The 13,156-nt window shown below is 45.0% G+C and carries 12 protein-coding genes; 10 read left to right on the top strand and 2 right to left on the bottom strand.

All coding sequences use genetic code 11. The features are described from left to right. Nucleotides 1-11 precede the first annotated feature (11 nt). Nucleotides 12-1,190 (top strand): PorV/PorQ family protein, encoded by a 1,179-nt coding sequence (locus tag AAA938_RS10750; protein WP_338228728.1) that lies wholly within the window; start codon nt 12-14, stop codon nt 1,188-1,190. 16 nt (nt 1,191-1,206) lie between these two features. Here AAA938_RS10750 and AAA938_RS10745 read toward each other — a convergent pair whose 3' ends face one another. Continuing rightward, on the bottom strand, nt 1,207-1,686 hold the full coding sequence (locus AAA938_RS10745) for a pyrophosphohydrolase domain-containing protein (protein ID WP_026946141.1): 480 nt from the start codon (nt 1,684-1,686) through the stop codon (nt 1,207-1,209). Between the two features lie 78 nt (nt 1,687-1,764). After that, on the bottom strand, nt 1,765-2,520 hold the full coding sequence (locus tag AAA938_RS10740) for a superoxide dismutase (RefSeq protein ID WP_338228727.1): 756 nt from the start codon (nt 2,518-2,520) through the stop codon (nt 1,765-1,767). 169 nt (nt 2,521-2,689) lie between these two features. Here AAA938_RS10740 and dapF point away from each other — a divergent pair, with 169 nt between their 5' ends. The 9 genes from dapF to AAA938_RS10695 all read left to right on the top strand — a co-directional run bounded on the left by dapF (nt 2,690) and on the right by AAA938_RS10695 (nt 13,145). Continuing rightward, entirely contained in the window at nt 2,690-3,463 is a 774-nt protein-coding gene (gene dapF / locus AAA938_RS10735) for a diaminopimelate epimerase (protein WP_338228726.1), read from the top strand. 99 nt (nt 3,464-3,562) lie between these two features. Further along, nucleotides 3,563-6,943, top strand: a complete 3,381-nt coding sequence (gene secA, locus AAA938_RS10730) for a preprotein translocase subunit SecA (protein ID WP_338228725.1) — start codon at nt 3,563-3,565, stop codon at nt 6,941-6,943. A gap of 4 nt (nt 6,944-6,947) precedes the next feature. Continuing rightward, a complete protein-coding gene (locus AAA938_RS10725) occupies nt 6,948-7,493 on the top strand; it encodes a hypothetical protein (protein ID WP_338228724.1) in 546 nt (181 codons plus the stop codon). Then, on the top strand, nt 7,474-8,661 hold the full coding sequence (locus tag AAA938_RS10720; RefSeq protein WP_338228723.1) for a M20 metallopeptidase family protein: 1,188 nt from the start codon (nt 7,474-7,476) through the stop codon (nt 8,659-8,661). The genes AAA938_RS10725 and AAA938_RS10720 overlap by 20 nt, the downstream gene beginning before the upstream one ends. Nucleotides 8,662-8,720: 59 nt before the next feature. Beyond that, nucleotides 8,721-9,491 (top strand): S1/P1 nuclease, encoded by a 771-nt coding sequence (locus AAA938_RS10715; RefSeq protein WP_338228722.1) that lies wholly within the window; start codon nt 8,721-8,723, stop codon nt 9,489-9,491. A gap of 77 nt (nt 9,492-9,568) precedes the next feature. After that, nucleotides 9,569-11,440 (top strand): tetratricopeptide repeat-containing sensor histidine kinase, encoded by a 1,872-nt coding sequence (locus tag AAA938_RS10710; RefSeq protein WP_338228721.1) that lies wholly within the window; start codon nt 9,569-9,571, stop codon nt 11,438-11,440. Nucleotides 11,441-11,452: 12 nt separating this feature from the next. Continuing rightward, entirely contained in the window at nt 11,453-12,103 is a 651-nt protein-coding gene (locus AAA938_RS10705) for a response regulator (protein WP_338228720.1), read from the top strand. Between the two features lie 83 nt (nt 12,104-12,186). Then, entirely contained in the window at nt 12,187-12,687 is a 501-nt protein-coding gene (gene parS, locus AAA938_RS10700; RefSeq protein ID WP_338228719.1) for a type II RES/Xre toxin-antitoxin system antitoxin, read from the top strand. Beyond that, nucleotides 12,687-13,145: an RES family NAD+ phosphorylase gene (locus AAA938_RS10695; RefSeq protein WP_338228718.1), complete on the top strand. Its 459-nt coding sequence runs from the start codon at nt 12,687-12,689 to the stop codon at nt 13,143-13,145. The genes parS and AAA938_RS10695 overlap by 1 nt, the downstream gene beginning before the upstream one ends. Nucleotides 13,146-13,156: the final 11 nt, after the last annotated feature.

Genomic DNA, 13,156 nt, shown 5'->3' with positions numbered 1-13,156 from the left:
CCACTTATCGTATGAAAAAGCTATTATTTTTAATTGTTGCGTTGAGCTTTAGCTTGCCTTTATTTTCCCAAACATCCTACTACTATCCCCCGGGATATTTTGGGCTCTTTAACAACCAATCTACCAGCGCCCGTGCCCAAGGGATGGGCTTTACCACTCTTACCAGAGCAGGAATCGAAAATTCCTTCTACAACCCTGCTTCAATTGGCAGTTCCAAAGCTCCTATTCAGGCTTATGCCAACTATGCCAATGGGCATTCCTACCGGCCGGATTCCCGGTATTATTTTGTGGGAGGGGCTTTCAAATTGAATCAAAAGATTGCCGTAGGCCTATCCTACTTCAGCTATCAAAATCCCGATCCGGTCTGGACTACGATCATTGGAGGGCAGACATTCGATACTGATTTTTTCTCTCAGCATGCCATTTCGATTTTGGGTGCCTATGAGATTATGGAAGGACTTCAGGCAGGGCTTAGCCTGAATCTGATGCAGGAAAATGCAGTAGATGGGGAAAAGACCAATTCTGATTTTATCCCAAGCCTTGGAATCCAATACGAAAGACAAGTGGAGCTTTTCAAGGGAGAAACTTTCAAAAACCAACGTGTTTTTGGGGCCCTTTCTCTTTACAACTTTTTGTTCCAGGGCGAAACCAATCAGACCTACCAAGACGCAGAAAGTGTAGCCTATATGCCGATCATTCTTCGGTTAGGAGGAGGCTATGCTTTTCAGCTCCCCCTACAATCAGGCTTGACAGCGGGCAAAGGTTACTTCAGGGGTGCAGCCCAGGCAGTGGATTTGCGATTGGATCTGCAGTTCCAGGACTATCTCCCCGGAGGTCCGGAGAATTCCACCGATCATGAATTAAATACAGCTTTTGGTGTGGGTGCGGAGGCTTGGTTTTTTGAGCGATTGGCCTTAAGAATTGGCTATTTCACCGAAAAAGGTCCTTCAGGCACACAGCCCGATGGAGATATCTGGGTCACCGGAAACAGGGCCGGTTTTTCTTGGGGATACGGGACACTGATTCCAACCTCAAGTCTTACAGATGGCAAATTGCCCTTTGATATAGAAGTCAACCTAGTCACGGGAAAGCAAATTACCTCCCTGAATGAAGAGATATACACCCACCCCTCCATTTTCGCAGATGATACTTTTCAGTTTGCCCTTGGGCTTAATCTTTTGTGGAGATGAGGAGCCTATGAATTATTCAACTTTCGGAATTAGTCTCCAAAATCCCTTTCAAATCCGCTGGAGAATAATTCACTGACTTCAGCGTCTTGTGATCGCCTTCTCTGAAGACCAGGTATAAATCTCCCTCTTTTTCATAAAAGCAGGGAGTGCCCTTTGCTTCATAGTGTGCGACGGTAGCTTTGGCTTCCTCTTCGGTTTTGCAGGCTTTGCTCATATTGGAGCGCTGTACTTCATCGAAAAGGGACTTGAACTTTTCTCCCAATCCAAATTCCAAAATGGCCCCGGAAAGCACATACTGTAAATCACAAAGTGCATCGGCGATTTCAACCAAGTCTTTGTTTTCAATCGCCTCCTCTAGCTCTTTCAGCTCTTCGGACAAAAGGGAAACCCGGAGATTGCATCGAGTCTCAGAGGGAATCGTAGGCTCAGGGAGCACCGGGTGCTTGAATGTCTGATGAAAAAGGGCAACTGATGTGAGTGACTTAGGGTCTTGCATGATTGGATTTTGATTTGAAGAGTTGAAATAAATGAAAAAGACCGGAAAACCGGCCTTTTTCTGGAAGCTTTTTCCGGATTAGAGTGCAGCCATATATCGGTCAGAAACTGCATTCCAATTGATTACGTTCCAAAAGGCTGTCACGTAATCCGGTCTTCTGTTTTGGTAGTTGAGATAGTAGGCATGCTCCCACACGTCAATACCCATAAGCGGGGTTCCTTTGAAGTCCGAGATATCCATCAGCGGATTGTCCTGATTGGCAGTGGAGCCTACGGCCAGCTTTTTGTCCTCTCCGACTACCAGCCAAGCCCATCCTGAGCCGAACCGGGTTTTTGCAGCAGTCTCAAACTGCTCGACGAAGGCTTCATAGCTTCCAAAAGCGCTGTTGATTGCCTCAGAAAGCTGTCCCTCCGGTTTTCCACCGGCATTGGGAGCCATGACTTTCCAGAATAGCTCATGGTTGTAGTGCCCTCCACCGTTGTTTCTCATTTTGGTCGAATACTGGGAAATATTGGCCAAAAGGTCCTCTAAAGGCTTGTTGGTATCGACATTCTCCTCCCCGATGGCATCTCCCAGGTTTTTTGCATAACCGGCAGCGTGCTTAGTGTAGTGAATCTCCATAGTCATCGCATCAATATGCGGAGCCAAAGCGGAGAAATCGTAAGCTAAGGGAGTCTGAGAAAAACTGGTTGCCAAAATGGCTTTGCTGTCTCCTTTTACCTCTCCCGAACAAGCACTGAGAATCCCAGTACCCACTAAGCTTACTGCGAGTCCTGCCTTGGAAGTATTGGATAAAAATTCTCTTCTGCTCAATCCGTTTTCTAGATTTTTCATGGTATAAATAATAAGGTTAATACAGATTCAATCCCTGAAATTAGGCAAACTGATTAGGATTAAAAATTGATAATCAGACATTCCGTCCGATTTCCTGACATCTTGGTTATGTTTGTAGGCAAATTAGTCCTTGGACAAGTTTTTGTCTGGACAAATAAAAATTTTCTTGATGGAAATCAACTTCTATAAATATCAGGGCACAGGCAATGATTTTGTCATGGTTGATGACAGAGATCAGCGATTTGATGAAAAGAACCTGACCTTGGTGCAAAAGCTTTGTGACCGAAAGTTTGGAATCGGTGCGGATGGGCTGATTCTGATCAGAAATCATCCGGATTTTGATTTTGAAATGATCTATTTCAATGCCGACGGCAGCCAAAGCATGTGTGGAAACGGGGCGAGATGTGCTGTGGCTTTTTCCTCTTTTCTTGGAATAATTTCCGGCAAAACCCGTTTCTTGGCGATTGATGGGCCTCATGAAGCCTTGATTTCCGGAGGTCAGGTGGAGCTATTGATGGGTAATGTAGAAAAGGTGGAAAGCAGAGCCGAAGATTTCTTTCTCAATACCGGCTCTCCTCACCACATCCGTCTGGTTGAGGATATTCATTCCTATCCCGTATTTGAAACAGGAAAAGATATCCGGTATGATTCGGCCTACTCTCCCGGAGGTACCAACGTCAATTTCGTCCAAGCCATGGCAGAGGATGAAATATTTGTCCGAACCTATGAGCGCGGAGTGGAAAATGAGACGCTTTCCTGCGGAACAGGCGTGACTGCCGCAGCTTTAGCCTATGGTAAAGACAAGAGCCAAAACTTAATCAAAATCAATACCCTGGGAGGAAAGCTTTCCGTTAAATTTCAAGCGGACGAAAAAGGGGGATTTGAAAATATCTGGCTTATCGGTCCGGCCGAACAGGTCTTTTCCGGCAAAATAAGCCTTTAACCAACCCTGTAGAACCGCGTGGTTCTGCGGAGGACAATTATCAATTCTAATAAAAAGGGATTAATTTTAAAGCCCTATTTGGGGATTCAATACAGAAACATGCTAGAATTTATTGCAAAAGGATTGGCCAAAGTATTCGGGACCAAATCCGACAGAGATATCAAGGAACTGCTTCCAAGAGTAAAAGAAATCAATGAGATTTTTTCAGGATTAAGCCGCTTATCGGATGATGAGCTAAGAGCAAAAACTGCCGAAATCCGCTCCGTGATCAACGAAAGGCTAAAATCAATCGACGATCAAATCACCGAAATCCGGGCTCAGATCGAAGGTCTGCCAGTAGATGCTATCCAGCAAAAGGATCAGCTTTTCAACCAAATCGATAAGCTGGAAAAAGACCGGGATACCGAGCTGGAAAAAGTCCTCGATGATGTCATGACCCAGGCTTTTGCAGTAGTGAAAGAGACGGCTCGACGATTCAAAGAGAATGGAAAGCTGGAAGTGTCAGCTACAATGAGAGACCGCGAACTTGCTGCTACGAAGCCCAATGTGATCATCGAAGGCGAAAAAGCCATTTGGCAAAATAAGTGGATGGCCGCCGGTAATGAGGTGGTTTGGGATATGGTGCACTACGATGTGCAGCTGATCGGAGGGATGGTTTTGCATAAGGGTAAAATCGCAGAAATGGCGACCGGGGAAGGAAAAACCCTCGTATCTACTCTTCCTGCATTCCTCAATGCGCTTTCTGGTCGAGGCGTTCACTTGGTTACTGTCAACGATTACTTGGCCAAGCGGGATTCCGAATGGAATGCTCCACTTTTTGAATTCCACGGACTGTCTGTGGATTGCATTGACAAGTACCAGCCTAATTCACCCGGGAGGAAGAAAGCCTACGCTTCCGACATTGTCTATGGCACCAATAATGAATTTGGCTTTGACTATCTCCGTGACAACATGGCTCGTGAGGCCGGAGATTTGGTTCAGGGCAAGCATCACTTTGCCATGGTGGATGAAGTGGACTCTGTTTTGATCGATGATGCTAGGACTCCATTGATTATTTCAGGTCCTGTTCCACGTGGGGATGTGCATGAATTTGACGCGATGAAGCCAAGAGTTTCAGCTTTGGTGGATGAGCAGAGAAAACTTGTTCAGGGCTTCTTGGCCCAAGCCAAAAAACAAATCGCAGACGGAAATGAAAAAGAGGGAGGTTTGGCCTTGTTTAGAGCTTACCGCGGTATTCCTAAATACAAGCCTCTGATCAAATACCTTTCCGAGCCCGGTATCCGAGTGATTTTACAGAAAACGGAGAATTACTATCTGCAGGACAACAAAAGGAACATGCCGGAAGCGGATGAGCCTCTGTTTTTTACCATTGATGAAAAAAGCAATGTGGTAGACTTGACCGATCGGGGTATCGAAGCCATGACTTCCAAAAACGAAGATCCTACCTTCTTTATCCTTCCTGATATCGGAGTTGTCATTGCCGAATTGGAAAAAGACGAAAGTCTGGATGACAAAGAAAAACTCATCCGAAAAGAAGAGGTCATCAAGGATTATGGCGTCAAGGCACAAAGAATTCATACCGTCAATCAGTTGCTCAAGGCTTATTGCATGTTTGAGCGGGATACAGAATATATCTTGGTTGATGGCAAAGTAAAAATCGTTGATGAGCAAACAGGCCGTGTGATGGAAGGCCGTCGCTATTCCGATGGATTGCATCAGGCTATAGAGGCAAAGGAAAACGTGAAAGTGGAGGATGCTACGCAGACTTATGCTACGATTACTTTGCAGAACTACTTCCGAATGTATCACAAGCTGGCAGGTATGACCGGAACAGCGGAGACAGAGGCAGGAGAATTCTGGGAAATCTACAAGCTGGATGTGGTAGTCATCCCGACCAACAAGCCAATCATCAGACAGGACCGAGAGGACAAAGTCTACAAGACCGTAAGGGAAAAATTCAATGCAGTCACTGACGAAATCAATGAATTGGTTGCAGCGGGAAGACCGGTGCTTGTAGGTACCACTTCAGTGGAGATTTCGGAGGTTTTGAGCCGAATGTTGACCCTGAAGAAAATCCCTCATCAGGTACTCAATGCCAAGCAACACGCCAGAGAGGCAGACATTGTCGCTGAAGCAGGTAAGCCAGGAACCGTGACGATTGCAACAAACATGGCGGGACGGGGAACGGATATCAAATTGACCCCTGAATCCAGAAAGGCCGGCGGTTTGGCGATCATCGGTACTGAAAGACACGAATCCCGACGCGTAGACAGACAGTTGAGAGGTCGTTCGGGACGACAGGGTGACGTGGGTTCTTCCCAGTTCTTTGTGTCTCTGGAAGATTCTTTGATGCGATTGTTTGGATCGGATCGAATCGCCAAGCTGATGGACCGAATGGGACTCGAAGAAGGCGAAGTGATTCAGCACAGCATGATTACCAAGTCCATTGAGCGTGCTCAGCGTAAGGTGGAGGAAAATAACTTCGGTACCCGAAAGCGTCTTTTGGAGTACGATGACGTGATGAATTCCCAACGGGAAGTGGTTTATAAGCGCCGAAGAAATGCGCTCAAAGGCGAACGACTGGAGTTGGATATTCTCAACATTCTCTTTGATGTCTGCGAAAGTCTTATCGGAATGGGCAAATCCACCGAGGATGCAGAGAATCTGAGAATGAATATTTTCACGACCATCGGGGTAGATTATCACATTTCTGAGAATGACCTGAAGAGCAAAAGCACCGAGGCTTTGACCCAGGAGCTTTACAAGGTGGCTTTTGAAAACTACTCCAAGAAAAATGAATTGATCAGGCAGACTGCTCTTCCGATTTTCCAGAGGGTATTTGAGGAAAGAGGGGCTACCGTGAAAGACATTATGGTTCCGATCACCGATGGCCTTAAGCAGATCGGTGTGGTTTGCAACTTGGAATCTACACTCAAGACCGAAGGCCGAGAATTGATCAGGTCAATCGAGAAGAACGTGACTCTGGCCATCATCGATCAAAACTGGAAAGAACATCTCCGGGATATGGATGACCTGAAGCAGTCGGTTCAGAATGCGGTTTACGAACAAAAAGACCCACTTTTGATTTACAAATTTGAGGCTTTTGAAATGTTCAAGCGCTTTATCGGCAAGCTGAACGAGGACATGATTTCCTTCTTGACTCGGGCTGATTTGCCTAAGCAGGACCCGCAACAGGTACAGCAGGCCCAAGCTCAGCGTGCGGCCGAACCCAAAGTTCAAGCTTCCAAAGCAGAGGTAGGCAGCAGCCTAAATCCGGGTGCGGGAAGGGCTGCAGTAGCCGCTGCCAATGCGGGTAGGCCAGCGCCTCAGGTGGTGGCACCTCGAAAGTCTGAAAAATCTTATGGCAGAAATGACAAAGTCTCTGTTCAGTACACCAATGGCACTACCAAAACCGATGTCAAATACAAAGCTGTAGAGCAGGACATCGCCGATGGTAAATGTGTGGTTATAGAAAACTAAGCTCATGAAAATCAACTGGGGAATCTTCTTGGTCATTTTAATCTTGGTAGGCTGTAAGTCCTCCCAGACGGGTAATAACTCCGGGGCAGATGTTTATGCCAACTATCAAGAAGATCTTTCTTTGACTTTGCCAGAGTATGATGATTTTGAAGAAAAGCTGAACAGCCAAAAAGAAGAGGAAATGGAGATTTCCGTGCAGTCGGTGGACAATCAGTTGCTTGATTTGCAGAGGAAAGGATACGAAAAGAATAAATCCGAACTCTACTTCAGTGGCTATACCGTTTTGGTTTATTCCGGAGTAAACCGGGATCAGGCGTTCAAGACTCAGGAGGACCTAAATACTTATTTTCCGGATATCAAAGCCGAAATGCAGTATCAGCAGCCTAGGTATTTGCTGAAAATCGGCCGGTATGCGTACAAGTTTGAGGCGCAAAAAGTATTTTCTCAGATCAAAGGGACCTTCCCGACTGCGAGAATTATTCAGGATCGATTCCAGAGAAAAGAATACGTCTCGCCTACCACAGATTCCAATGCTGAAAGACAGAATTAAATCATTGGCAAAAGCCTACAAGGAGGAAGTTATTTCCACGAGACGGCATTTGCATGCTCATCCTGAGCTTTCATTTCAGGAGTTTGAGACAGCTGCTTTTGTCAAAAAACGCCTTGAAGAAATCGGCATCACTGAAGTGGAGTCCAAAGCCAATACAGGCTGGGCAGCACTGATCAAAGGCAAAAATCCCGACAAAAAAGTAGTGGCTCTCCGGGCAGATATGGATGCACTTCCTATTGTGGAGGCTAACGACGTCCCCTACAAATCCCAAAATCCTGGAGTAATGCACGCCTGCGGTCATGATGCGCATACTGCATCTCTTTTGGGAGCAGCTAAAATTCTCAACGAAGTCAAAGACCAATTTGAAGGGACCATCAAATTGATCTTTCAGCCGGGAGAGGAATTGGTACCCGGTGGTGCTTCTCTGATGATTAAGGATAAGGTTTTGGAAAATCCACGACCTAATTCCATTATCGGGCAGCATGTTATGCCTTTCATTCCTGCAGGAAAAGTAGGATTCCGCCCGGGCCTATACATGGCAAGTACGGATGAAATATACATTACTGTCACGGGTAAAGGCGGTCATGGAGCGATGCCGGAGACGTTTATTGACCCGGTACTGATCGCTTCACATATGATCGTGGCCTTGCAGCAGATCGTCAGTCGGGTAGCTAATCCCAAGATTCCGTCGGTGCTTTCCTTTGGACGCATTGAGGGTTTGGGTGCTACCAATGTGATTCCCAATGAGGTGAAAATTCAAGGCACTTTCCGTACTCTGGATGAGGCATGGAGAGCTAAAGCGCATGAAAAAATGCTTCAAATCGCTCATGGTATCGTGGAGGGCATGGGAGGAAAGTTGGATTTTGAGATCAGAAAGGGCTATCCTTTTCTCAATAATGATCCTGAGCTTACCCTTAGATCCATGAATGCAGCGAGGGAATTCCTCGGGGAGGAAAATGTCCTCGATCTGGATATTTGGATGGCAGCGGAGGATTTTGCCTTTTTCTCTCAGGAGATAGACGGCTGCTTCTATAGACTAGGTACCCGAAATGAGGAAAAGGGCATTGTTTCCGGAGTTCATACGCCCACCTTTGATATTGAAGAAGAAGCTTTGGAAATCGGCGCAGGCTTGATGGCCTGGCTGGCTGTTTCCGAGTTAGCAAATTGATAAACTAGAACTAATCCCAAATTGAAGGCGAGGAGATATCTTCGCTTTTTTAATTCCCTATGAAAACAAGAATAACAGCAATCCTCACCATGGTCATGGTTTTGACCGTATCTCAGGCTTTTGCCTGGGGGCAATTGGGTCACTATCTGATCGGTCTCATGGCCGAAAAGCAGATGAAGAAATCCACCCTGAAAAAGGTGGAAAAAGTTCTTTATCCTATGTCTTTGGGCAGAAGCGGGACTTGGATGGATGAAATCCGCTCTGATCGATCCTACGACTATGCGACGACTTGGCATTACCTCACCAGCAAAAACGGGGAATATGATCCGGAAATCCAGGAAAAAGGCGGAGATGCATTTGAAGCAATCCAGCGACTCAAGGAAGAATTGAAAAAAGGAGGCCTGGATCCCAAAACGGAGACAGAAAAACTCAAAATGTTAATCCATATGGTGGAGGACATTCATCAGCCGCTGCATGTGGGGACAGGAGAAGACCGGGGAGGGAATGATGTTAAAATCGAATTTTTTGGTCAACCTACCAATCTCCATTCACTTTGGGATAGTGGCATGATCGATCGTCAGGGAATGAGCTATTCCGAAATCGGAGAAGAGCTGTACCGCAGACTGACTCCAGAAATGAAAGCGAAGTACCGTTCGGCAAGTATGGAAGATTGGCTGAAAGAAGCCGTTAGCTTCAGACCTATGGTCTATAATCTTCCTGAAAACAAGCGGATCAGCTATCAATACATGTATGAGAACTATTCTATCGCAGAGGAAAGACTCATTGCAGCCAGTGTGAGGTTGGCACAGATTCTCGAAGAGATTTACTAATAAAGGCGAATTCTAATTCTTTACGGCTTTTTTCTTTGGTGAGGAAAGCCGTTTTTTTATCTTCATTTCTTTCAGGAATGAGTGATATGCTGCGACGTGTTTTCCTTGCTTTGCTTTTGCTTCCTTCTTTTTTCCCGTCTTATTCTCAGGATATTTCCAAGAGATTGGAGGCTGCCTTGAGTCAAAAGGATTCTGCGAGGCGAATTTTCGAAGAAAAACTCATCCAACTACCCACAAAGAGAGATTCAGGTTTGTATTTCTATTTTTTGGGCCGCTATCAGAATGTAATTGGAGAAAGAAGAGAGGCTGTCAAGTCTAACCTCAAGGCTTTGGAGCTGCTTGGTCTGAAAGAGGATTCCTATTATTTTATTCGGGCATACAATAATTTGACTTATCTGGAGTCAATCCTCGGAGATTGGGATAAGGCCATGCTCTATGGACAAAAAGCGTTGGAAAGTGCCAGGGCTGTTGGAGACTCCAATCGGATGGCCTATTCCTATGCGGATATTTCCATCGTATACCATGACATGGAGCAGTATGACAAAGGGGTGGAGTTTTCCAAAAAGGGATTGGAAATTTTAGAAAAATACTCTGATCCAAGTCCTCAAGTCAAAGCCTTTACCCTTAACGCTGTTGGGATAAATTTTGACGATTGGAATCAGCCGGACTCTGCTCTCTTTTACCACTATCAGGTGCTGGATCTTTATCCTCAGATGGACAGTTCGGCCTTTACCAACACTTTCAATAATATTGGAAATACGCTGCTCAAACAGGGGAAATTTGCTGAATCCAAGAAGTGGATTGATATTTCACTTTACTACAACACCAAGTCAGGAGATAAGTACAAGATTGCTTCCAATTACAATAACCTAGCGACTATTGCCTATTTATTAGGTGATTTTTCCCAAGCCGAAATTCTTATGGATTCCACGTACAAGTATGTGGTCCTTTCGGAATCCCGAGAGAAATTACGGGATTATTTATATGATCAATTCCGTTTCCAGCAGAAAAAGGGGGATTTAAAGCAGGCGATTTCTTATTTGGAAAGATATTCTGAGCTTAAAGATTCTATTTTCAAAGAAGACCGGGTTCGGATGATCGGGGAAATTCAGACTCTCTATGAGGTCGAGGCTAAAGAAAGGGAGCTTGCCGAATCCCGAGCTGCCTTGGCAGAGGAGGAAGTGAAGTCCAAGTCAAGAAATGTCCTTCTTTTAATTCTTTTATTAGGATTTCTGATAGTTCTTGGCACCTCTTTTTTCATCTATTACCGGCAGAAAAACAAAAACAGACATCTGGAACAGGAAGCCAAGCTTCAGGCTGTTTTTGCGGAGCAGGAAACTCAAAAACGGCTCAATGATCAGCGAAACCGCATAGCTGCTGAGCTGCATGACAATATTGGTGCACAGTTGACTTTTATCGTTTCTTCGCTCAATCACTTGAAGTTTGCTGAGTTTAGCAGGGAAGTTTTAGGGAAAAAGATTGATCAGATCTCAGGTTTTACGGTGGAAACAGTCAATGAACTTCGGGATACCATTTGGGCGATGAACAAGGATGCCATCTCTTTGGAAGATCTTCAGTTGAGGTTGGCAGGATTGATCCAAAAGGCGAAGGATTTTTGTCCTCAGGTGGAATTTGAGCTTAAGATGGAAGAGGGCATGGATACCCAAATTCAGTTGAATTCCCTGGAAGGGATCAATTTCTATCGAATCGCACAGGAGGCGCTTAACAATGCAATCAAACACGCGGAAGCAGAGCGAATAGAGATTTTCATTGTTCAAAACGAGAAAAATCAAATCAGTATTTCTGTAAAAGACAATGGAAAGGGCTTTGATGAGCAAAGACTGGAAGGCAATGGAATGAGTACTATGCGAGGTCGCGCAGAACGAATAGGCAAAGAATTTAAAGTGGAAACTCAGCCTGGTTCAGGAACGCTCGTAAGTGTGGGCTAAACTTTTGAAAAGATGAAAACAAAAATTGCAATTGCAGAGGATAATATCTTTTTGCTGAAAGCAGTTCGGGACAAGCTTTCACTCTTTGAAGACGTGGAAGTCAAGTTTTGGGCAATGAATGGAGAGGAATTACTTACCAAGCTGGAGCAGGACTCTAATGTTCAGTTGATTTTGATGGATATCGAGATGCCCAAAATGAACGGGATTGAGGCTGTGGAAAAAGTGACTCAAAAGTACCCTCAGATCAAGATCATCATGCTTACTGTTTTTGATAACGATGAGAATATTTTCAAAGCGATTCAGGCGGGTGCTCATGGGTATTTTCTGAAGGAAGTAGACCCTCCAACACTGCATCGGGGGATTTTGGATACCTTGGAAGGAGGAGCAGCCATGACACCCTCCATCGCCATGAAGGCTTTGAAGCTCCTTCGTAATCCGCCCAATTTTGAAGAGGCCAAGGAAGAAATCAATTTGACAGCGCGAGAAATCGAGATTCTGGAGCAAACGGCCAAAGGGCTCAATTACAACCAAATCGGTGAAAATCTTTTCATTTCACCCAAAACCGTCCGCAAGCATATCGAGAATATTTACGCCAAACTTCAGGTTCACAACAAAATGGAGGCTGTCCAAAAAGCTGTTAAAAACCGAATTATTGAAGGTTGATTTTTAGGGATTGTAGAAAAAATCAGGTAATCGGGAATCTTTTTTGGAAAAATGTCGTAATTTAAAGGACAAATTTCTGAGACATGAGTGATTCTGATTTTCAACACAACAATAGGGTGGCAGAGGAGATGGCGACCTATGTTACCACCCTTCCAAGATATTCACGATATCCTACTTTGAAAGGAGTTCCTTTGACCCGATTTTTTTCGGATAGGATGATGGTGGTAGATGTGATTCGTCAAGGGATTCCCACTTCACTTTTTATGTCTATAAAGGAAATGACTCCTTTTTCCGATCAGGAGTGGTCAGATTTCTTGGATATTTCTCTAAAGTCCTTGCAGCGCTACAAGAAAGAATCGGACTATGTCTTCCGCTCCATTCACTCTGAGAAGATCATTGAGCTGATGGAAGTGACTGCGGTGGGTTTTGAGGTTTTTGATTCAGGAGAGGATTTTGCTTCCTGGCTTAATTCCAATAGCCATGCCCTCGGTAATCGACGTCCGATTGAGCTGTTGCGGGATTCCTACGGTAAAGAATTGGTGCTCAATGAGCTTCACAGGATCGATCAAGGTGTATTTGTCTGATGCGGGTTTTTCGGCTGATTCGAAAAAAGTACGGGATAGAATTATCCGGAAAAGGGGCTGCCTTATCGGGTAATCGCTGGAATTCTAAAGGAACCGAGCTGATTTACTGTGCTGACAGTCGGGCTTTGGCGATGGCTGAAGTGGCAGTGCACCTTTACTTATCGATTTTGCCAAAGGACTATGTAATGGTCGAAATTGATATCCCGACTTATGTTTCGATAACCAGCCTTTCCAAAGAAGATTTACCCGCCACTTGGAGCAGTTTTCCCCATCTTTTGGACACCCAGCAGATCGGAGATGCATTCGTAGCGGAGCGGAAAAACTGCGTTCTGAAGGTTCCCTCTGCGGTAGTGCCAGGGGATTTTAACTTTTTGATCAATCCGTATCATCCGGATTTCTCAGCCATTCGGATTGTCGGTCAGGAAGATTTTCCTTTTGATCCGAGACTTTTTCAATGATCAATTTTCAA

This window comes from Algoriphagus taiwanensis, assembly GCF_036245645.1.
In the GTDB taxonomy this organism is placed as follows: Bacteria; Bacteroidota; Bacteroidia; order Cytophagales; family Cyclobacteriaceae; genus Algoriphagus; species Algoriphagus taiwanensis.
The sequence above is the reverse complement of the archived record's forward strand: the minus strand, read 5'-3'. Positions and strand labels throughout refer to the sequence as shown.

Coding starts and splice junctions, on each gene's coding strand:
- AAA938_RS10750 (WP_338228728.1), top strand. CDS start 12: ATGAAAAAGCTATTATTTTTAATTGTTGCGTTGAGCTTTAGCTTGCCT.
- AAA938_RS10745 (WP_026946141.1), bottom strand. CDS start 1,686: ATGCAAGACCCTAAGTCACTCACATCAGTTGCCCTTTTTCATCAGACA.
- AAA938_RS10740 (WP_338228727.1), bottom strand. CDS start 2,520: ATGAAAAATCTAGAAAACGGATTGAGCAGAAGAGAATTTTTATCCAAT.
- dapF (WP_338228726.1), top strand. CDS start 2,690: ATGGAAATCAACTTCTATAAATATCAGGGCACAGGCAATGATTTTGTC.
- secA (WP_338228725.1), top strand. CDS start 3,563: ATGCTAGAATTTATTGCAAAAGGATTGGCCAAAGTATTCGGGACCAAA.
- AAA938_RS10725 (WP_338228724.1), top strand. CDS start 6,948: ATGAAAATCAACTGGGGAATCTTCTTGGTCATTTTAATCTTGGTAGGC.
- AAA938_RS10720 (WP_338228723.1), top strand. CDS start 7,474: ATGCTGAAAGACAGAATTAAATCATTGGCAAAAGCCTACAAGGAGGAA.
- AAA938_RS10715 (WP_338228722.1), top strand. CDS start 8,721: ATGAAAACAAGAATAACAGCAATCCTCACCATGGTCATGGTTTTGACC.
- AAA938_RS10710 (WP_338228721.1), top strand. CDS start 9,569: ATGAGTGATATGCTGCGACGTGTTTTCCTTGCTTTGCTTTTGCTTCCT.
- AAA938_RS10705 (WP_338228720.1), top strand. CDS start 11,453: ATGAAAACAAAAATTGCAATTGCAGAGGATAATATCTTTTTGCTGAAA.
- parS (WP_338228719.1), top strand. CDS start 12,187: ATGAGTGATTCTGATTTTCAACACAACAATAGGGTGGCAGAGGAGATG.
- AAA938_RS10695 (WP_338228718.1), top strand. CDS start 12,687: ATGCGGGTTTTTCGGCTGATTCGAAAAAAGTACGGGATAGAATTATCC.